This window comes from Nocardioides sp. L-11A, from assembly GCA_029961745.1.
In the GTDB taxonomy this organism is placed as follows: Bacteria; Actinomycetota; Actinomycetes; order Propionibacteriales; family Nocardioidaceae; genus Nocardioides.
In genome coordinates this window covers 3688787-3707667 of the sequence record CP124680.1, presented here as the reverse complement: position 1 = coordinate 3707667, position 18881 = coordinate 3688787, and the positions used below count along the sequence as shown (strand labels likewise).

Sequence of the window (18881 nt, the reverse complement as noted above, 5' to 3'; positions counted from 1 at the left end):
ACATAGAGGCGCGGCTAGGACCGCGTGGCCAGGATCGAGTCCTCGAGGCGCTGCAGTAGCGCGGCCAGTCGCTCGGCGTCGGCGTCGTCGATCCCGGCGAGCAGCCGGTGCTCGTTGTCGAGGTGCGCCGCGATGGCCTCGTCGATGAGAGCCAGGCCCTCGGCGGTGAGCTGGGAGTGGACCACGCGGCGGTCCTGGGTGTCGCGGATCCGCGTGATCAGTCCCGCCTGCTCGAGCTTGTCGAGGCGGAAGGTGATGCCGGCCGACGAGAGCAGCGACTCCGCCGCCAGCTCGGTGCCGGTCATCCGGTACGGCGCGCCCGCCCGGCGCAGCGCCGCGAGCACGTCGAAGGACGCCGGGTTGAGACCGAAGTCCTCGAAGCACTTCGTGATGACCGCCTGGTAGCGCAGGTAGACGCGGTGCACACGGCCGAAGAGCGCGATCGGCGAAGGGTCGAGATCGGGCCGCTGCTCCCGCCACTGCTGGACGAACCGGTCGACGTCGGAGACGCCGGAGCCACCCGACCTGCCGGATCGGTCGGCACGGTCAGCGTCCTGGGCGGCGTCCTGGTGGGCCATGGCCCGGATGCTAGCGACGTTCCGGGGACTTCTTCCAGTTAACATGCTTGACAGTAAGTATCTCATCACTTAGAAATTAAGACCTGAGAGAAAGGGGCGACATGGAACAGCCCGTCGTACGACTGCACTCCCTGCGGTCGGTCCAGCTCGGTGTCCCGGACGTGACCGCGTGCAGCGACTTCTATGCCGAGGTCTGGGGCCTGTCGGTGGTGGAGCGGGACACCGACCACACCTGGCTGCGCGGCACCGGGCCCGATCACCACGTGCTCCAGCTCAGCCGCTCCGAGCGCAACGCGCTCGGCCGGATCAGCTTCGCGGTCCGCACCCCCGCGGAGGTCGACGCGGCGGCCCGGCGGCTCGTCGCCCAGGGCGTGCCGCTGCTGCGCGAGCCCGGCCCACTCGACGACGCGGGCGCGGGGTACGGACTGGTCCTCGTCGATCCCGAGGGGCGCCGGATCGAGCTCAGCTGCGACCTCCACTCCGTGACGCCGCGCAGTCGGGACCTGCCGGTGCCCGTCGGCGTGACCCATGTCGTGCTCAACACCGTCGACATCGATCGCGCGGTGGCCTTCTACACGCAGGTCCTGGGCATGCGGGTCTCCGACTGGTCGGAGCACCAGATGGCGTTCCTGCGGTGCAACACCGATCACCACAGCATCGCGTTCAACCAGGCCGCCTGGACCTCCGTGAACCACGTCGCCTACGAGATGGCCTCGATGGACCACTTCATGCGCGGCATCGGCTCGCTGAGACACCACGGCATCACGCCGCTGTGGGGTCCGGGCCGGCACGGGCCGGGCAACAACACCTTCTCCTACTTCGCCGACCCCGCCGGGCTGGTGTGCGAGTACACCTCGGACGTCGCCCAGGTCGTCGAGGACCAGTGGCTGTGCCGGGTCTGGCGCCGGGTGCCCGAGTTGTCCGACCTGTGGGGCACCGCGGGCCCGCCCTCCTCCGACGTGCGGACGCACATGGCGGGCGTCGAGGACCGGGGCGCGCTCGACGCGACCGCCGCGGTGGGTACGCCGTGAGCCGGACCCGTCCGGATCCGGTGCGGGCCGTCGTCATCGGCGGCGGAGCGATCGGCGCGAGCGTCGTCGCCGCCCTGCTGCGCGGCGTCGTCCCGGACGTCGTCCCCGTCGCGGTCGTCGACCCGCGGCCGGTCGGGGACCTGGGCGTGCCCCAGTTGCGGCTGGAGGCCGCGCTCGAGCAGGCCGACGTGGTCGTCGAGTGCGCGGGCCAGGCGGTCGTCGTCCAACGGGCCGTCGACATCCTCGAGCGCGGCATCGACCTGCTCATCACCTCGGTCGGTGCGCTGGCTGACCCGGAGCTGGCCGCCGCGGTCCGCGCGGCCGGTCCGGGCCGCTTCCTGCTCACCGCGGGAGCGATCGGCGGGCTCGACATCCTCTCCTCGGCCGCCGCCCAGGGCCCGTTGACCCGGGTCGAGGTCACCACGACCAAGCTGCCGGCCACGCTGGTCCAGCCGTGGATGGACGACCCCGCCGCCGAGCGGTTGCGGGCGACGACCGCGGCCGTCGAGGTCTTCCGCGGCAACGCCCGCGAGGCGACCCGGCTGTTCCCGCGCTCCCTCAACGTCGCGGCGACCGTGGGCTGGGTGGTCGGCGACTTCGACCTCGTCGACGTCCGCCTGGTCGCCGACCCGGCCGCCGAGCTGACCTGCCACCGGGTCGTCGCGGAGGGGATGGCCGGGCGCTACGCGTTCGAGATCGAGAACCTGCCCTCGCCGCAGAACCCGCGCACCAGTGGCGTCGTACCGCATGCGGTGCTGCGGTCCCTGGCCGCGCTGACCGGCCGTCCCAGCGGGGTGATCTAGGTGGTGCTGGCGTTCCGCGCGGCCGGAACCGGCGCGCCGACACTGATGCTGCACGGCATCGGGTCCTCCTCCCTCGCCTTCGGTCACCAGCTCTCCGCGCTCGCCGACGAGCTGGCGATGGTGGCCTGGGACGCCCCCGGGTACGCCGCGTCCTCCGACCCGGACGTCCTGCTCGACCTCGACGGGTACGTCGACCGCGCGGCGGCGCTCGCCCGCGACCGGTTCGGCGACCGGCCGGTGCACCTCGTCGGGGTGTCCTGGGGCGGCGTCCTCGCCCTGCGGACCGCGGCGTCGCACCCGGAGCTCGTCCGGAGCCTCACGGTGATCGGAGCGAGCCTCGGCTCGGGCGTCGACGCGGCGCGCGCCGCCGCGATGCGGGAGCGGTCCGGCGAGCTGCTCCGACTGGGGGCCGCCGCCTTCGCGCGGCAGCGCGGGCCGCGACTGCTCTCGCCCGACGCCGACGCCGCGCTCGTCGAGCACGTCGTCGCCACGATGGCCGCCGCCGTCCGCCCGCCCGGCTACGCCCGCGCCGCGGAGGCGATGGCCGCGGCAGACCTGTCCGCGGACCTGGGCCGGATCACGGCACCCACGCTGGTGCTGGCGGGCGCCGAGGACCGGGTGACCGGCCCGGACCGCGCCCGGGAGATCGCGGCGCTCGTTCCCGGCTCGGCGCTCGTGCTGATCCCGGGAGCCGGTCATCTCGCCAACCAGGAGCGCCCCGCCCTGGTCGACGCCTGGCTGCGCGGATTCACCCGCGCCGCCGACCTCCTGGCCGCGGCCCGGACCGCGGCCGACCTCCACGAAAGGAAGATCCCATGACCCTCCAGTACGACACCGCCGAGGACCTCGCCGCGTTCACCGACTCGCTGATCCTCACCCGCGCCACCCGGCACGAGGACTGGGACACCCTGGGCTTCCAGGCCAAGGCCGGCGACCAGTTCAGGCGTGCCCAGATCCGCTACGTCGGCTCCGGCGCGACCGGCGACCACGAGAACGACCGCCGGACCATCGCCTCGCAGGGCTTCACCTTCTCCAACATGCTGCTCCCGCCGGGTGCGGAGGGCCCCGAGCACACCCACCACGACGCGGAGGAGGCATTCTTCGTGCTCGAGGGAGAGGTCGAGGTCGGCGTCCACCGGGACGGGGAGGTCGTCAAGCGGACCCTGGGCTATCGCGACATGATCGTCGTGCCGGCCGGCGTACCGCGCAGCCTGAAGAACAACGGCGACACCGACGCGCTCTTCTGCGTGATCATCGGCGCCCGCAAGCCGCAGGTGCCGACCTACCCCGCGACGTCGGCGATGCACGGCGTGACCCGGGACTGAGACGTGGACCTGGACCTGCGCGACCGCACCTACCTCGTCACCGGGGGGAGCTCGGGGGTCGGCCTGGCCACCGTCGAGCTGCTCCTCGCCGAGGGTGCGCGTGTCGTCACCTGCGGGCGCCGGGCCGCTGCGCTCGACCGGGCGGCGGAGGGGCTGGCCGCGTCGCTCGGGTCCGCGGCGCTGCCGGGCCGGCTGCTCGCCCGGGTGTGCGACGTCCGTGACGCCGCCGGGGTCGCTGCCCTCGTCGCTGACGGCGGCGAGGTCTTCGGCGGCATCGACGGTGTCGTCAACAACGCCGGTCAGTCCCGGATGGCCGGCCTCGCCGAGGTCCGCACCGCCGACTTCCTCGACGAGCTGGACCTGAAGTTCAGCAGCGTCCTCAACGTGCTCGACGCGACCCTGCCCTGGCTCGAGCGGTCGCCGGCCGCCGCGGTCGTCAACGTCAACGCGGTGCTCGCCAAGCAGCCGGAGCCACGGCTGGTGACGACCTCCGCGGCCCGGGCCGGACTGCTCAACCTCACCAAGTCGATGTCGGTGGAGTACGCCCCCCGCGGGGTCCGGGTGAACTCGGTCTGCCTGGGCCTCGTCGACACCGGCCAGTGGCGCCGGCGGTACGACGGCTCCGGGGACGACCGCGACTACGCCGCCTGGGAACAGGAGATCGCGACCGACCGCGGCATCGCGCTCGGTCGTTTCGGCCGGGCGGAGGAGGTCGCCGCGGCGATCGCGTTCCTGCTGTCCCCGCGCTCGTCGTATGTCACCGGCGCGGCGCTCGACGTGTGCGGCGGGGTCTCCCGCGGCCTGTTCTGACCCATTCCCCCAACGAGGAGAGAACATGACCAGCCCGGACCGCACCGGTGGCGACCTGCTCGTCGACCTGCTGCGCCGGTACGACGTCGACACCGTCTTCGGTGTCGTCAGCGTCCACAACCTGCCCCTGGTCGAGGCCGTCGCCCGGGACCTGCGGTTCGTGCCGGTGCGGCACGAGGCGACGGCGGTCAACGCCGCCGACGGCTACGCCCGTGCTCGCGGCGGGCTGGGCTGCGCGCTCACCAGTACGGGCACCGGCGCCGGCAACGCCGCCGGCTCGCTCGTCGAGTCGCTCAGCGCGGGCACCTCGGTGCTGCACGTGACCGGGCAGGTGGACACGCCGTACCTCGGCTCCGGGCGCGGCTTCATCCACGAGACCAAGGACCAGCTCGGCATGCTGACCGCGGTCTCGAAGCACGCCGTCGCCGTTCCCGACGCCGCGTCCGCCGGCGCGGTCCTGCAGGAGGCGGCCGAGCGGGCGCTGACCGCCCCCGGCGGGCCGGCCAGCGTGGAGTGGCCGATCGACCTGCAGTACGCCGTCCCGGGTGCGCTGCCCGCTGCGCCGGAGCCGGCCGCGCCGGCACCCGCCGACCCGGTCCGGGTCGCGGAGGTGGTCAGCCTGCTGCGCGCCGGCGAGCGCCCGGCGATCTGGGCCGGCGGCGGCGTCGCCCGGGCCGGTGCGCAGCTGCGCCGCCTGGTCGAGCTGACCGGCGCCGCGCTGTTCACCAGCAACTCCGGCCGGGGCGCCGTCCCCGAGGACCACGAGCTGTGCGTGGGCAACTACGCCACCGCGCCGGCCGGGCGCGCGCTGCTTGCCGACGCCGACCTGCTGCTCAGCATCGGCACGCACTTCCGGTCCAACGAGACCGGCGACTACGCCCTCGACGTCCCGGCCCGGCACGTGCAGGTCGACGTCGACCCCGCCGCGATCGGCCGGGTGTTCCCGGCCGAGCTCGGCGTCGTCGCCGACGCCGCGACCTTCCTGGACGCCGTCCTCGACGCCCTGGTCGCCGCAGCGATGCCGCACCGGTCGGCGTGGGCCGAGCGGGTCCGGGTCACCCGGGCCGCGGTGCGCGAGACCCAGCGGGCCGGGCTCGGCGAGCACGCGCTGTTCGCCGACGCGCTGCGCAAGGTGCTGCCGCGCGACGCCGTCGTCGCGCGCGATGTCACCATCGCGTCGAGCGCGTGGGGCAACCGGCTGCTCGAGATGCACGACCCGCGCAGCAACGTCTTCCCGCGCGGTGGCGGCATCGGTCAGGGGCTCGGCATGGCGATCGGCGCGGCGCTCGCCCGCCCGGCGGCCCCGAGCGTCGGCATCGTCGGCGACGGCGGGCTCGCCGTCCACCTGGGCGAGCTGACGACGATGGCGCAGGAGAGGCCATGGCTCGTGCTCGTCGTGTTCAACGACGGCGGCTACGGCGTGCTGCGCAACATGCAGGAGTCGCTGGGCCGGCCGCGCTCCGGCGTCGACCTGCTGACCCCCGACTACGCCGCGCTCTGCGGCTCGATGGGTCTGACCCATCTGCGGATCACCGAGCCCGGCGCCGTCGCCGGGACCTTCGAGCAGGCCGTCGCGGACGGCGGCCCGGTCGTCGTCGAGGTCGACCTGACGTCGTACCCGGTCATGCCGCGGCCGTTCACCCCACCCGTCCACGTCCCAGGAGCAGCATCATGACCGGTCGTCTCGCCCCGGAGGGGCGGATCCTCGTCGGCGGCGAGTGGGTGGTCGGCTCGGGCGCCGACCTGGTCGCCACCGACCCCGCCGACGGCACCACCGTCGCCACCCTGGCCGGCGCCACGCCCGCCGACGTCGACACCGCCGTCCGTCGTGGTGACGCGGCTCGGTCGGCCGCCGCCTGGCGCACGATGCTCCCGCACCAGCGGGCGCGCTACCTGGCGCGGACCGCGGACCTCATCGAGGCCCGCAGCGAGCAGCTCGCCGTGCTCCAGAGCCGGGACAACGGTAAGCCGCTGACCGAGACCCGGGCGCTGGTCGCGAGTGCCGCCGGCACGTTCCGCTACGTCGCGGCCGTGCTCGAGACCGAGGAGGGGGCGATCCCGCCCTCGCGCGGCGACTACCTCGCGTTCTCGGTGCACGAGCCGATCGGCGTGGTCGGCGCGATCACCCCGTGGAACAGCCCGATCGCCTCGGACGCCCAGAAGGTCGCCCCGGCGCTCGCCGCGGGCAACGCCGTCGTCCTCAAGCCCGCGGCCTGGACACCGCTGCTCGCCCTCGAGCTCGGTGCCCTGCTGTTGGAGGCGGGACTGCCCGAGGGCCTGATCAGCGTGCTGCCGGGGCCCGGGCGCACCGTCGGGCAGGCGCTCGTCGAGCATCCCGGGGTTGGCCACCTCTCCTTCACCGGCGGCACCGACACCGGCCGGGAGCTCGCTGCCACCGCCGCGCGGCTGCTGAAGACGACCTCCCTGGAGCTCGGTGGGAAGTCGCCCACCATCGTGCTCCCCGACGCCGACCTCGACCTCGCTGTCAACGGCATCCTGTACGGCATCTTCAGCTCCCAGGGTCAGTCCTGCATCGCCGGGTCGCGGCTCTTCGTCCACGACAGCGTGTACGACGAGGTGGTGGGTCGGGTCGCCGCGCGCGCCGATGCGCTCCGGGTCGGGCACCCCCGGGCCGAGGGCACCCAGCTCGGGCCGCTCATCACCTCCGCGCACCGTGACTCCGTCGAGCGGTATGTCGCCGGCGGGCTGGCCGCGGGCGGCACCCTGCGGGCCGGAGGCGTACGGCCGGACGACCCCGCTCTGGCGGCGGGCAGCTACCTGCGCCCGACCGTGATCGACGGTCTCCCGGCCGACGCGGCGATCGTGCGCGAGGAGATCTTCGGGCCGGTCCTGGTCGCGCTGCGGTTCCGCGACGAGGCGGAGCTGGTCGCCGCGGCCAACGACACGGCCTACGGGCTGGCGTGCGGCATCTGGACCCGCGACTTCGCCCGGGCCTGGCGGATCGCCCGCCTGGTCGAGGCCGGCACGGTGTGGGTCAACACCTACAAGCAGCTGTCGATCGCGACGCCGTTCGGCGGGGTGAAGGACAGCGGCTCCTCCCGCGAGAAGGGGCTCGGCGCGATCCGCGCCTACCAACGCCAGAAGAGCATCTACCTGGGCACGTCCGGCCCGATCGCCTGGGCCGACTGAGCTGCCCGAGCTGACCGAGCTGACCGAGCTGATCGAGAGAGGCGAAGAAGAGAATGAGCGTGCATGTCGGCATCGTCGGAGGGGGCATCGGCGGACTCGCCGCCGCCATCGGCCTCCGCGCGCAGGGGATCGGGGTGACCGTCTTCGAGCAGGCGCCCGAGTTCGGCCGGGTCGGCGCGGACATCAACCTGACGCCCAACGCGGTCCGGGCCATCGACGGCCTGGGCGGTGGCGTCGGTGCGGCCATCCGGGACTCGGCGGCGCGGCCGTCGTACCGGATCAGCCGGACCTGGGACACGGGCGAGGAGACGTCGCGGCTGGAGATGGGCGCCGCGGCCGAGCGGAAGTACGCCGCGCCGCAGCTGACGATCCATCGCGCCGACCTCCTGACGGCGCTCGAGGACGCGCTGCCGGGGGACGTGATCCGGCTCGGGCGCCGGCTGACGTCGCTCGAGCAGCCGGCCGGTGGGCCGGTACGACTCGGGTTCGACGACGGGACGACGGCGGAGATCGACGTCGCGGTCGGGGCGGACGGCATCCACTCCAGCGTCCGCTCGGAGCTCTTCGGTGCGGAGAGACCGGAGTTCACCGGCGTCGTCGCCTTCCGTGCGGTCGTCCCGACGGACCGGCTCGACGTCCCCAGCCTCGACGCGTTCACCAAGTGGTGGGGGCCCGACCCGGAGACCCAGATCGTCACCTTCCCGCTCAATCGGGGCCGGGACACCTTCATCTTCGCGACCACGCCGCAGGAGTCGTGGACCGAGGAGTCCTGGACCACACCGGGCGACGTGGCCGAGCTGCGCGCGATGTACGAGTCCTTCCACCCCGAGGCCCGCGCGCTGCTGGCGGCCTGCGACACGGTGCTCAAGTCGGCGCTGTACGTCCGGGACCCGCTGCCGCGCTGGTCCGTGGGCCGGGCCACCCTGCTCGGCGACGCGGCCCACCCGATGATGCCGTTCATGGCGCAGGGCGCCGCGATGTCCGTCGAGGACGCGGTCGTGCTCACCCGGGCACTCGCGGGCGGCGGGTCCGATGTCGGCCGGGCGCTCGCGGTCTACGAGGCCGCGCGGCTGCCCCGGGCCGGCCGGATCCAGGTCGGCTCACGGGGCAACACCTGGCTGAAGTCGAGCGCCGACGCCGACTGGGTCTACGCCTACGACGCCTGGACCACCGACCTGGCCTGAATCCGGATCCGGTCTCCGACGCCCCGTCCTCCCCAGGGAGGGCGGGGCGTCGTGGCGTGCGCGTGCTGCGGCGGCGAGACCGGTGTCACCCTCCGACGGGATCGTTGCAGTACTAAGATACTTGCAACCAAAGTATCTCGCGCGACTCGGTGTCGCCGTGTGAAGGAGCGCCCGCGATGTCAGACCAGAGCAGTCCGCGTCGGCGGCATGCCGCGGCAGCCGAACCGGACGAGGTCGACGAGATCCTCGCGCAGTGGGCGGTCCAACGGCCCGCACTGGAGGCATCCCCGATCGGGGTCTTCGGCCGGATCAGCCGGATCAACACGGTGCAGCGCTCGATCCTGCGCGAGGTCGACGACCGCTACGGCCTGACGCTCGCGTCCTTCGACGTGCTGGCCAATCTCCGGCGCTCGGGTCCGCCGCACCGCAAGACCGCCGGCCAGCTGGCGGAGTCGTCGCTCCTGACGACGGGGGGCATCACCCTGCGCCTCGACAAGGCCGAGGCCGACGGGCTGGTGCGCCGGGTGCGCTCCGAGGAGGACCGCCGGGTGGTGCATGCCGAGCTCACCGACCGTGGGCGCGAGTTGATCGACAAGGTCGTCGATGCCCACGTGACCACGGAGCGGGAGATGCTCGCCGAGCTCAGCGACGACGAGATCGAGGTGCTGTGCGACCTGCTGCGCACCCTGGGACGCTCGCTGCAGGCACACACGCAGCGAGCCGGCCGGTCACCCGAGTGACCGACCGGCTCGACGCTGCTGCCCGCGGTGGCGTCCCGTCGTGGCTCAGTCCTGCGGGACGTGCGCGTTGGTGAAGAAGGTGCCGACGTCCTTGCCCGCGGGGACGTCGGCGTGGGTGACGAGGAAGTCGTAGCCGCTGCGGAAGAGGTCCTCGGAGATGGTGCCGACCGGCGCGCCGTCCGCGGGCTCGGCGAACAGCTCGTCGACCAGGGCGAACTCCTTCTCCGCGCCGCTGGCCGGATAGGCGGAGTTGGCCTTGGTGAAGGCCGCCACCGCGGCGTCCGGGTCCGCCATGGCGGCCTCCTTGGCGCAGGCCGTCGCCGCGACGAACCGGTCGACGAGGTCGGGGTCCTTCTCGATCAGCGCGTCGCTGGTGATGATGACGTCGCCGGGCAGGGTCACCCCGTGGTCGGCATACAGCAGCGGCTCGGACTCCAGGCCCTTCTCCGACAGGTTGGCGGCCATGAAGCTGAGGCCCAGCATCGCGTCGACCTTGCGCTGGAGGATGGCGGTCATCTTCACCTGGATGTTCATGTTGACCATCTCGACCCGGTCCTGGGCGAGGCCGTTGACCTCGGCCAGCGCGGGGAAGAGGGTGCTGGGGGAGTCGCCCGCGGTGAAGGCGAGCTTCTTCCCCTCCAGGTCGGCCAGGTCGGTGATGTCGCTGTCGCTGGGAACCAGGACCGACAGCGGGCTGATGTCGAGGTACGACAGCACCGCCTTGACCTTCGCTCCCTTGGCCGCGAGTCCGATCATCGTGGACGGGTCGGCCTGGCCGAACTCGTCGGCACCGCTGGCCACGGTCTGGACGGTCGAGCTGGACCCCTTGCCCTCAGCGATGTCGACGTCGATGTCCCGGTCCGCGAAGCAGCCGCGCTCGATGCCGAGGAAGTAGGGCGCCTCCTTCGCGGTCAGGATGGCGCCGAGGCGCAGGGTCACCTTGTCGGTCGAGGAATCGGTGCTGTCGCCGGAGGCCCCACCGCATGCGCTGAGGGCGCAGGTGAGGACGGCGGCGCCCGCGACGGCGGCGATCGTACGTGTCATGAGTGTCGTGCCTTTCGTGTGAGACGTGCCCGGGGGTGCGAGGCGTCAGTGGGGTTGCCGCTGGGAGGAGTGCCAGGGGACGACGAGCCGCTCGACGGCGGCCACGAGATAGAAGAAGGCGGTCGCGACCGCGGACAGCAGGATCATCACGGCGAAGATCAGCGCCGTGTCGAGCTGGCCGCCGGCAGAGACCAGCACATATCCCCAGCCGCGGTCGGAGGCGATGAACTCGCTCACGAGCGCGCCGATGACGGCGAGGCTGGTCGCGACCTTGAGGCCGGCGAAGATGCTGGGCAGCGCGTGCGGGAGGCGCACCTTCAAGAACAGGCGCAGCCGGGTCGCCGCCATGACCCGCGCGAGGTGGATCATCTCGGCGTCGACGCTGCGCAGCCCCATCACCGTGTTGACCAGCAGCGGGAAGAAGGTCACCAGCGCGGTCATCGCGATGGTCGGCGCCATGCCGAAGCCGAACCACACGACGAAGAGCGGGGCCAGGCCGACCTTGGGCACGCTGTTGAGGGCGACGATCGGCGGGTAGAGCAGCCGCTCCAGCAGGCGCGAGGTCACGATGACCATCCCGAGCGGGATCGCGATCAGCGCGCTGAGAGCGAAGCCGCCGAGGATCTCCAGGATCGTCCACCGGCCGTGGGTCATCAGCAGGTCGCGGGTCTCCCAGCCGCGCTCGACCACCTGGCTCACCGACGGGAGCATGTAGTCGGGCACGCTGCCGAGCCGGGCGACCAGCTCCCACGCGAGCAGGATCGCGCCGAACGAGATGAGCGGCCACAGGGCACCGCCGAGCGCGCGGCGTACCGCCTCAGTCCTCATGGATGACCCCCAGCGCCTCGAACTGCTCGCGGATGGTCCGGACGTAGCCCAGGAACTCCGGTGTCTCCTTGACCTCCAGGCGCCGCGGGAAGGGCAGCTCGATCGGGATGTCGGCGTGGATCCGGCCCGGCCGCGGCGTCATCACGATCACCCGCTGGGCGAGGAAGACCGCCTCCTCGATGTCATGGGTGACGAGCACGGCCGTCTTGCGGTCGCGGGACCAGATCCGCTGGATGTCGATGCGCAGCTGGTCACGGGTCAGCGCGTCGAGGGCGCCGAGCGGCTCGTCGAGGAGCAGCAGCGGCGGGTCGTGGACCAGCGCGCGGCAGATCGCCACCCGCTGGCGCATGCCGCCCGAGAGCTCGTGGGGGAGTCGTCGCTCCATGCCCTCCAGGCCGACGGAGCGGAGCAGCCCGAGCGCGGTCTCGCGGTGCCGGTCGGTGCGCTCGCCCCGCATCTCGAACTGGACGAGCACATTGGACAGGACGTCGCGCCAGGGCAGCAGCAGGTCCTTCTGGAAGACGAAGCCCAGGTCGGTCAGGGGCGCCGCGACGGCCCGGCCGTCGACGACGACGTCGCCCGTGGTCGCCGGCGTGAGGCCGGCGATCATCGAGAGCAGCGTGCTCTTGCCGCATCCGCTCGGGCCCAGGAGCGCGACGAACTCGCCCTTCTCGATGGTCAGGTCGACCGGGTCGACGGCATGCACCGTGTCGCGGCCCCGCACGCCGAACACCTTCGTGGCCGCGCGGACGGCGATGGCGGGTGGCACGTCCGCGCCCGTGGCCGGAGCCATCGGCTCAACCTCCGTGCTGGACATGGGGACTCACCTCGTTGAGCTCGCGGCAACCGCCGCCCGTGGCCACGACGACACCGCCGACCAGTGCCCAGTGCCGGCCGAGACGGGCATCGGGCTGGAGCGAGAAGGTCATCCCCTCCTGGATCTCGAAGTCGAAGAGCGCGTTCTCGGCGTCGACGTGCGGGAAGCGCTCGGCGAACCCCGGGACCTGGCGGTCGATGCCGACGTCCAGGCCGCCGCCGGCCAGCAGCGGGTTGAGGGCGGCCACGTGGGGAGTGATGTGCCAGGCTCCGGCCTCGGCGAGCGGCTCCTCCATCGCCTCGGCCACCTCGCGGAAGGAGCGTCCGGGGGCCAGCAGGTCGCGGCCCACCTCGTAGGCGGTCCGGGCGATCTCGGCGCACCGCAGGGTCGCGGCCGGCGGCTCTCCCACGAGCACCGAGCCGTTGATGTGCGTGTTGAGCTCGGCGAAGGTCGGGAACATCTCGAACCCGACGATGTCCTGGTCCTCGAGGACGCGCGATGGCTCCTCGCGGATGAGCCAGGAGGGCTCGCCCCAGGCGTAGTTGTCGATGCCGGACTGCATCAGCATCCAGGTCACGCGCATGCCGTCGGACAGCATCGACGCGTAGGCGGCGGCGTACAGCTCGCGCTCGGAGACGCCGGGCTTGGCCAGCTCGCGCACCACGCGCACCGCCTGGTCGCCGGCCGCGGCGGCGCGCGCCAGCCGCTCCTGGTCGCGCTCGCTGCGACAGGCCATGAGCAGCCCGAAGTCGGCGGTGACGTCGACGAACTCGGTGCCCTCGAGACGTGCGGAGATGGCCTCCCAGGTCGGCTTCGGGACCCATCCGCCCGCGGCGAAGGGCGAGCCCCAGCCCAGTCCGATGACGCCGAGCCGCCGACCGGCCAGGCCGAGCTCCTCGACCACCTGGGGCATCAGCACGGTGTGTCGGCCGATGCGCAGGTCGTCGATCCAGCTGTCGAGCTCCCGCTCCTTGCTGAGCATGTTCTGCGCAGCGACCTGGGCGGAGAACCCGATCATCACCGGGTCGCCGTCGCGCGGGACGACGAGGTGCTGGTAGCGGCGGTCGTTCCCCAGGTACTGCCCTGCGTCGTAGCGATCGCTGCGGTCGCTCCCGAAGACGAGGAGGCCGTCGAGGCCCCGGTCGTCCATGAAGGCGTGCGTGCGGGTCCACCGGTAGCTGCGCTCGGACTGCGCGGTTGTCACGTCGTTCTCCTCCGCCCGGCCGCCGTCTCCGGAGGCCCGTCGATTTGCCTTAGTGATGATTAGCTTATCACTAAGATACTTTGAGCGGAAGGGATGTGCCGCGCCGTCGCGCCGCGGGCGGGCCGCAAAAATGCACGTGGCCCCTCCCGGTGGGAGGGGCCACGTCGCGGCGGGGGTCGGTCGGCTCAGGGCCGGGCGGCACCCAGCATCCCGGCGCGGGTCGCCACCTTCACCCGGACCCGGCCCTCGGCCTCGCCCAGCGTGATCTCGTGGGCGTCGATCCGCTCCCAGGCGGTGTGGGTGACGACCTCGACGTCGCGCTCGGCGAGGTAGGCGTCGACGTCCTCGGGCCGGCGCGCGGTGGCGGTCGCCCGGGTCTCGGCCAGAAGGTGGCCGACGGTCTCGGCGGCGTCGCTCTTGGTGTGCCCGATCAGACCGACCGGGCCGCGCTTGATCCAGCCGGTGACATAGGTGCCGGGGATCGGGGTGCCGTCGAGGTCGAGCACCCGGCCGCCGTCGTTGGGGATCACGGCCGCACGCTCGTCGAACGGCAGGCCGGGCAGCGCGCTGCTGCGGTAGCCGATCGCACGATAGACCTGCTGCACCTCCCAGTCGGTGATCTCGCCGGTGCCCTCGACCCGGCCGTCGGCGTTCGGAGAGTGGGTGCGCTCGGTACGCAGCGTGGTCACCTGGCCCGCCTCGTCCGTGACGATCTCCACGGGTGCCTCGGCGAAGTGCAGATGGATCCGGTGCGGCTTGCCGACGGGGTCGGCGCCGACCCAGCTGGTGAGCGTGTTGAGCACCATCTTCTGCGACTTGTGCTCGGCGATGTGGGCCATGCCGTGCTCGTCGACGTCGAAGCCCTCGGGGTGCACGATCACCTCGACGTTGGGCGAGTGGTTGAGCTCGCGCAGCTCCAGCGGCGAGAACTTCGCGTACGCCGGGCCGCGGCGCGCGAACACGTGCACATCGGTGATCGTCTTCGCCCTCAGGCCGGCGTGGACGTGGGGCGGGATGTCGGTCACGAGCATCTCGTCACCGGTCTTGGCGAGCACGCGGGCGACGTCGAGGGCGACATTGCCGACGCCGAGGACGGCGACGCTGGTCGCGTCGAGCGGCCATTCCTGCGGGACATCGGGGTGCGCGTCGTACCAGGAGACGAAGTCGGCGGCGCCGAGCGAGTGCTCCTCGCCGGGGATGCCGAGGTCGCGGTCGGCCATGGCGCCGGTGGAGACGACAACGGCGTCGTAGAACTCGCGCAGATCCTCGAGCTTCACGTCGACGCCGTACTCGACGTTGCCGAGGAAGCGGACCTCGGGCTTGGCGATCACCCGCTGGAGCGCCTTGATGATCTCCTTGATCCGGGGGTGGTCCGGCGCGACGCCGTACCGGACCAGGCCGAAGGGCGCGGGCAGCCGCTCGAGGATGTCGACGGAGACCGGGGTCTCGGACTTGGTGAGGATGTCGGCGGCGTAGATGCCGGCCGGGCCGCCGCCCACGATCGCTACGCGGAGAGTCATGCCGACGAGTCTGGTCGTTCGCGCTGTCTCACAGAACGAGGTTGTGGTTGGGTGCTCACAAGGTTATGTTGTGAGAGTGCTGGCCCCTCACGTCCCCGATCTCCGGGCGCTGGAGCTGCTCGTCGTGGTCGCACGGACCGGCAGTCTGGGCACGGCCGCCGCCGAGCTGGGGATCAGCCAGCAGGCCGCGTCCTCGCGGGTGCGCACCATGGAGGCCCTCGTCGGCGAGCCCCTGGTCGCCCGCAGCAAGCGGGGCTCCGAGCTCACACCGACCGGCGAGCTGGTGGTCCAGTGGGCCGACCGGGTGCTCGATGCGGCCCAGGCGCTCGACGCCGGCATCGCCGCGCTGCGGGCCGACCGGCGCGGCCATCTGGACATCGCGGCCAGTCTCACCATCGCCGAGCACCTGCTGCCCGGCTGGCTGGTGGGCCTGCGCGGCCAGCAGGTCCAGCGCGGTCAGCAGCCGACCGAGGTCACCATGACGGCGACCAACACCGCGCGGGTCGCCGAGCTCGTGGAGGCGGGTGAGGTCGCGCTCGGCTTCGTCGAGGGGCCGGAGGCGCCCCGCGGGCTGCGGCGACGGCTGGTCGGCACCGACGAGCTCGTGGTCGTCGTCGGCCCCCAGCACTCCTGGGCGCTGCGCTCCCGCCGCCGCGTGAGCGCCGAGACGCTCGCGGCCACGCCGCTCGTCGTACGGGAGGCGGGGTCGGGGACCCGGACCGTGCTGGAGCGGGCGCTGGCCGACCGGCCGCGCGCCACGCCGGCGCTGGAGCTGTCGAGTACGGCGGCGGTCCGGGCCGCCGTGGCCGCCGGCGCCGGTCCCGCGGCGGTCGGCGCGCACGCCGTCCGCGACGACCTGGCCACCGGGCGGCTGGTGCGGATCACCGTGACCGGCCTCGACCTCACCCGCCGCCTCCACGCGGTGTGGAAGGGCGGTCCGCACCCGCCCGAGGGGCCCGCCCGCGAGCTGGTCGCCTGGGCCGCGCGCCGTCCCTGACGCATCGCACCGGACGCGACTGTCCCCGATCCGGCCGATTCGCGACCCGGATGTCCGGTGCGACGGGGGATCGGTCAGGCGTGCGCCGGGGTGCGGGCGAGGATCGCGGCGATCGAGTCGTCGGTGCAGTCCGCCCAGAACCCGCCGACGACGTCCTCGAGCTGCGTGAACGACTCCGCGACGTAGAGGACGTCCTGGTAGTCGGTGATGTCGTAGAGCTGGGTGCCCATGGTGGCGATCTCGAGCGGGCGGATGGTCATCCCGCGGAACGCCTCGATCTCGCCGGGGGAGGAGAGGATGCCGGCGCCGTACGCCTTGAGCTCCCCGGCCTCCCACAGCACGCCGAACTCCAGGGTGAACCAGAAGACCTTGCTCACGAACTCCAGCGCCTCGGTGGTCCGCACCCGGCGCGAGGCCCGGCCGGCGAGCTCGTAGAGGTCGGTGAAGCGCGGGTTGGCCAGGGTGTTGCCGTGGCCGACGACCTCGTGCAGCACGTCGGGCTCGGGGGTGTAGAGCGGCACCGAGTGATGGCGGACGTACTGGGTCGACCAGAAGGCCTTGTCGGCGAGGGAGCCGTAGAACTCCCGCAGGGGGACCAGGCCGGCGGCCGGGCGGTAGCTGAACCCGGTCAGCGGCGCAAGCCACTCGCTCACCTCGGCCAGCTGGGGGATCCGGTCGATCGGCAGGCCGAGCGACTCCTTGCCGTCGAGGAACTCGCGGCAGCCGTACGCGCGGTGCTTGGTCACCAGCGCCTCGCTGACCACGCGCCACACCTCGTGCTCCTCCTCGGTGTACGCCGCCGTGGGGCAGGGCTCGCCGGGACGCCAGTTGCTGGCGAGGGTGGCGAGGGCGTCGCGGCGGGCGCGGTACTCGCTGTCGGCGAAGCCGGGGTGGTCGGCACCGAGGTGGACCTTGAGCGAACCGTCCTCGTCGGCGGTCACCGGGGCGAAGTACTGGGCTTCCTCGAACATGTCTGCAGTCTGTGACGAGGTCCACGCAATTGCGAGTCAGGTCAGACGTTCTGCTGCCAACGAGGCCACATCGTGGCAATATGTCTGCCATGGATCGGGTCGATCGTGGAATTCTGGACATCCTGCGTGCCGACTCCCGGACCTCGATCCGGGAGGTCGCCGAACGCCTGGGGATCAGTCGGGCCAGCGCCTACGCACGGGTCAAACGCCTGGTCGACACCCGGGTCATCCGCGGCTTCACCATCGACGTCGACCATACGGCGCTGGGGCTCGGCCTGCCGGCGTACATCCACGTCCGGATCAAGCAGAACACCTGGAAGTCCTTCCGGAAGAAGGCGTGGGCCCTGGAGGAGGCAGCCCACGTCGCGCTGGTCGCCGGCGACTTCGACTGCGTGATCCTGGTCCGCGCCCGCGACGCCGAGCATCTGCGTGAGCTGGTGCTGGAGCGGATCCAGGCGCTGCCCGAGGTGGTCGCGACCCAGACGGTGCTGGTCTTCGAGGAGCACGTCGGGCAGGCCTGAGCCGCTCTGGTGGCTCAGCCGCCCAGCACCGCGATCGCCTCGATCTCCACGAGCAGGCCCTCGGCGGCCAGGTGGACGCCGTACGCCGAGCGGGCCGGCATCGGCTCCGCGAAGAATGCGCGGTAGACCTTGTTCATCGCCGCCCAGTCGCGGTCCGGGTCGGCGAGCAGGACGGTCACCTTGGCGATGTCGGCGCGATCGCCGCCGTGGGTGCGCAGCTCCTCGTCGAGTCGGCGCAGGACGTGCTCGGTCTGCTCCTCGATGCCCTCCCCGGCCAGCGTCCCGTCCGGCCGGATCGGCACGGCCCCGGAGAGGAAGACAAGGTCTCCTCGCCGGATGCTCCTCGACAGCGGGGCCGTCCCGGCACCGGTCACCTGGTCACTCATCGTCGTTCCTCCACTCGTTGATCGTGTTGCACAGCACGCCGACACCGTCGACCTCGACCTCCACGACGTCTCCCGGACGCAGATAGGGGTGGCCCGCGTCCGCCGCGGTCCCGGCCGGGCAGCCGCAGGCGATCACGTCGCCGGGCCGGATCGTCAAGAAGCGCGACAGGTAGGCGATCGCGACTTGTGGCTCTTGGACGAGGACGTCGCCCGCCGAGTCCTGGCGCCGCTCGCCGTTGACGCGACCGCGGACCCGGGGCGGTGGTCCGGTCCGGTCGCCGAGCACCGCCCACGGCCCCAGCACCTTGCCGGACTCGAAATTCTTCACGAGCGACCAGGACAGCGGGCCCTGGTCCAGCGACAGACCCGATCCCTCGAACTTGTCGCGCAGTGTGAAGTCGCTGTAGCCGGTGACGCCGGAGAAGCGGACGTCGTCGGGGGAGAGGTCGCGGCCCGTCGAGGCGACGATCAGCGCGGCCTCGGCCTCGTAGTCCAGGTGGAGCGCGCCGCGCGGCGGCACCACCGGCTCGCCCGATCCGGTGAGGGTGCCGGGCGCCACGAGATAGCCCCAAGGGTCGCCCGCCCGGCCCCCGTCGAGGACCTCCTGCACGGTCCGTCGTCGGGGGGAGCGCGACGTCATCTGGGCCATGTGGTGGGCATAGTTGCCGCCCATCGCGAAGACGCGGGACGTCGGCGTGGGCAGCGCGGCCGCCAACGGGCCGAGGTCCTCGGCGCGACCGAGTCCGGTCGTACCCGAAGCGGCCAGGTCGCAGGCGAGCCGGGCGAGCGCCGTTGTGGTGTCGTCCGAGAGCACCAGCCAGCTCTCGGTGTCGATCAGCTGGTCGAGCTCCGCACGCGCGGGCTCGGGCAGCCGGGCGTCGCGGGCTACCGAGGAGATCGGGTGCAGGTGGGTGTCCCGGCCCTGCCCGGCGACCAGCACGCTCTCGCCTGTCAAGAGGCGAGCCAGGCGCG

20 protein-coding genes are annotated in these 18881 nt (G+C 72.5%); 11 read left to right on the top strand and 9 right to left on the bottom strand.

What is annotated here, in order from left to right; all coding sequences use genetic code 11:
* Window positions 1–14: 14 nt before the first annotated feature.
* Window positions 15–578 carry a MarR family transcriptional regulator gene (locus QJ852_17875; protein ID WGX95022.1) on the bottom strand — a complete coding sequence of 188 codons (564 nt, stop codon included), beginning with the start codon at window positions 576–578 and terminating at the stop codon, window positions 15–17.
* Between the two features lie 101 nt (window positions 579–679).
* Between QJ852_17875 and QJ852_17870 the strand changes: the two genes are divergently transcribed.
* The 9 genes from QJ852_17870 (at window position 680) to QJ852_17830 (ending at window position 9621) form a co-directional block, all read left to right on the top strand.
* A complete protein-coding gene (locus QJ852_17870) occupies window positions 680–1609 on the top strand; it encodes a VOC family protein (GenBank protein WGX95021.1) in 930 nt (309 codons plus the stop codon).
* Window positions 1606–2412 carry a DUF108 domain-containing protein gene (locus tag QJ852_17865; GenBank protein WGX95020.1) on the top strand — a complete coding sequence of 269 codons (807 nt, stop codon included), beginning with the start codon at window positions 1606–1608 and terminating at the stop codon, window positions 2410–2412. Before QJ852_17870 ends, QJ852_17865 begins: the two co-directional genes overlap by 4 nt.
* Window positions 2413–3231: an alpha/beta fold hydrolase gene (locus tag QJ852_17860; protein WGX95019.1), complete on the top strand. Its 819-nt coding sequence runs from the start codon at window positions 2413–2415 to the stop codon at window positions 3229–3231.
* On the top strand, window positions 3228–3737 hold the full coding sequence (locus QJ852_17855; GenBank protein WGX95018.1) for a cupin domain-containing protein: 510 nt from the start codon (window positions 3228–3230) through the stop codon (window positions 3735–3737). The genes QJ852_17860 and QJ852_17855 overlap by 4 nt, the downstream gene beginning before the upstream one ends.
* Before the next feature lie 3 nt (window positions 3738–3740).
* A complete protein-coding gene (locus QJ852_17850) occupies window positions 3741–4547 on the top strand; it encodes an SDR family oxidoreductase (GenBank protein ID WGX95017.1) in 807 nt (268 codons plus the stop codon).
* Window positions 4548–4572: 25 nt separating this feature from the next.
* A complete protein-coding gene (locus tag QJ852_17845) occupies window positions 4573–6222 on the top strand; it encodes a thiamine pyrophosphate-binding protein (GenBank protein WGX95016.1) in 1650 nt (549 codons plus the stop codon).
* Entirely contained in the window at window positions 6219–7697 is a 1479-nt protein-coding gene (locus tag QJ852_17840; protein ID WGX95015.1) for an aldehyde dehydrogenase, read from the top strand. The genes QJ852_17845 and QJ852_17840 overlap by 4 nt, the downstream gene beginning before the upstream one ends.
* Before the next feature lie 53 nt (window positions 7698–7750).
* Window positions 7751–8881 (top strand): FAD-dependent monooxygenase, encoded by a 1131-nt coding sequence (locus QJ852_17835; GenBank protein WGX95014.1) that lies wholly within the window; start codon window positions 7751–7753, stop codon window positions 8879–8881.
* A 176-nt stretch (window positions 8882–9057) separates the two neighbouring features.
* Entirely contained in the window at window positions 9058–9621 is a 564-nt protein-coding gene (locus tag QJ852_17830) for a MarR family transcriptional regulator (GenBank protein WGX95013.1), read from the top strand.
* Window positions 9622–9666: 45 nt separating this feature from the next.
* Here the strand turns inward: QJ852_17830 and QJ852_17825 are convergent, their stop codons facing one another.
* The 5 genes from QJ852_17825 to QJ852_17805 all read right to left on the bottom strand — a co-directional run bounded on the left by QJ852_17825 (window position 9667) and on the right by QJ852_17805 (window position 15034).
* Window positions 9667–10665 (bottom strand): ABC transporter substrate-binding protein, encoded by a 999-nt coding sequence (locus QJ852_17825; protein WGX95012.1) that lies wholly within the window; start codon window positions 10663–10665, stop codon window positions 9667–9669.
* 45 nt (window positions 10666–10710) lie between these two features.
* The gene (locus QJ852_17820; GenBank protein ID WGX95011.1) at window positions 10711–11493 is read right to left on the bottom strand and encodes an ABC transporter permease; all 783 of its coding nucleotides are present in this window, start codon (window positions 11491–11493) and stop codon (window positions 10711–10713) included.
* The gene (locus tag QJ852_17815; GenBank protein ID WGX95010.1) at window positions 11483–12286 is read right to left on the bottom strand and encodes an ABC transporter ATP-binding protein; all 804 of its coding nucleotides are present in this window, start codon (window positions 12284–12286) and stop codon (window positions 11483–11485) included. The genes QJ852_17820 and QJ852_17815 overlap by 11 nt, the downstream gene beginning before the upstream one ends.
* A 4-nt stretch (window positions 12287–12290) precedes the next feature.
* Window positions 12291–13514, bottom strand: a complete 1224-nt coding sequence (locus QJ852_17810; GenBank protein ID WGX95009.1) for a M24 family metallopeptidase — start codon at window positions 13512–13514, stop codon at window positions 12291–12293.
* A gap of 185 nt (window positions 13515–13699) precedes the next feature.
* On the bottom strand, window positions 13700–15034 hold the full coding sequence (locus QJ852_17805) for an FAD-dependent oxidoreductase (GenBank protein WGX95008.1): 1335 nt from the start codon (window positions 15032–15034) through the stop codon (window positions 13700–13702).
* Window positions 15035–15110: 76 nt separating this feature from the next.
* Between QJ852_17805 and QJ852_17800 the strand changes: the two genes are divergently transcribed.
* Window positions 15111–16031, top strand: a complete 921-nt coding sequence (locus QJ852_17800) for a LysR family transcriptional regulator (GenBank protein WGX95007.1) — start codon at window positions 15111–15113, stop codon at window positions 16029–16031.
* A gap of 74 nt (window positions 16032–16105) precedes the next feature.
* Here QJ852_17800 and QJ852_17795 read toward each other — a convergent pair whose 3' ends face one another.
* A complete protein-coding gene (locus tag QJ852_17795; protein ID WGX95006.1) occupies window positions 16106–17002 on the bottom strand; it encodes a phenylalanine 4-monooxygenase in 897 nt (298 codons plus the stop codon).
* Window positions 17003–17091: 89 nt separating this feature from the next.
* On the opposite strand from QJ852_17795, the gene QJ852_17790 reads away from it, so the two are divergent.
* Window positions 17092–17523 (top strand): Lrp/AsnC family transcriptional regulator, encoded by a 432-nt coding sequence (locus QJ852_17790; protein WGX95005.1) that lies wholly within the window; start codon window positions 17092–17094, stop codon window positions 17521–17523.
* A 14-nt stretch (window positions 17524–17537) separates the two neighbouring features.
* On the opposite strand, the gene QJ852_17785 is transcribed toward QJ852_17790, so the two are convergent.
* Both QJ852_17785 and QJ852_17780 read right to left on the bottom strand, forming a co-directional pair.
* Entirely contained in the window at window positions 17538–17909 is a 372-nt protein-coding gene (locus QJ852_17785; GenBank protein ID WGX95004.1) for a RidA family protein, read from the bottom strand.
* Window positions 17902–18864 (bottom strand): fumarylacetoacetate hydrolase family protein, encoded by a 963-nt coding sequence (locus QJ852_17780; protein WGX95003.1) that lies wholly within the window; start codon window positions 18862–18864, stop codon window positions 17902–17904. Before QJ852_17780 ends, QJ852_17785 begins: the two co-directional genes overlap by 8 nt.
* Between the last annotated feature and the right edge of the window lie 17 nt (window positions 18865–18881).

Bases quoted from the DNA above. Each gene is read 5' to 3' on its own strand.
- QJ852_17855 (WGX95018.1), top strand. From the start codon at position 3,228: ATGACCCTCCAGTACGACACCGCCGAGGACCTCGCCGCGTTCACCGAC.
- QJ852_17875 (WGX95022.1), bottom strand. From the start codon at position 578: ATGGCCCACCAGGACGCCGCCCAGGACGCTGACCGTGCCGACCGATCC.
- QJ852_17785 (WGX95004.1), bottom strand. From the start codon at position 17,909: ATGAGTGACCAGGTGACCGGTGCCGGGACGGCCCCGCTGTCGAGGAGC.
- QJ852_17870 (WGX95021.1), top strand. From the start codon at position 680: ATGGAACAGCCCGTCGTACGACTGCACTCCCTGCGGTCGGTCCAGCTC.
- QJ852_17825 (WGX95012.1), bottom strand. From the start codon at position 10,665: ATGACACGTACGATCGCCGCCGTCGCGGGCGCCGCCGTCCTCACCTGC.
- QJ852_17835 (WGX95014.1), top strand. From the start codon at position 7,751: ATGAGCGTGCATGTCGGCATCGTCGGAGGGGGCATCGGCGGACTCGCC.
- QJ852_17840 (WGX95015.1), top strand. From the start codon at position 6,219: ATGACCGGTCGTCTCGCCCCGGAGGGGCGGATCCTCGTCGGCGGCGAG.
- QJ852_17845 (WGX95016.1), top strand. From the start codon at position 4,573: ATGACCAGCCCGGACCGCACCGGTGGCGACCTGCTCGTCGACCTGCTG.
- QJ852_17820 (WGX95011.1), bottom strand. From the start codon at position 11,493: ATGAGGACTGAGGCGGTACGCCGCGCGCTCGGCGGTGCCCTGTGGCCG.
- QJ852_17805 (WGX95008.1), bottom strand. From the start codon at position 15,034: ATGACTCTCCGCGTAGCGATCGTGGGCGGCGGCCCGGCCGGCATCTAC.
- QJ852_17815 (WGX95010.1), bottom strand. From the start codon at position 12,286: ATGGCTCCGGCCACGGGCGCGGACGTGCCACCCGCCATCGCCGTCCGC.
- QJ852_17795 (WGX95006.1), bottom strand. From the start codon at position 17,002: ATGTTCGAGGAAGCCCAGTACTTCGCCCCGGTGACCGCCGACGAGGAC.
- QJ852_17830 (WGX95013.1), top strand. From the start codon at position 9,058: ATGTCAGACCAGAGCAGTCCGCGTCGGCGGCATGCCGCGGCAGCCGAA.
- QJ852_17790 (WGX95005.1), top strand. From the start codon at position 17,092: ATGGATCGGGTCGATCGTGGAATTCTGGACATCCTGCGTGCCGACTCC.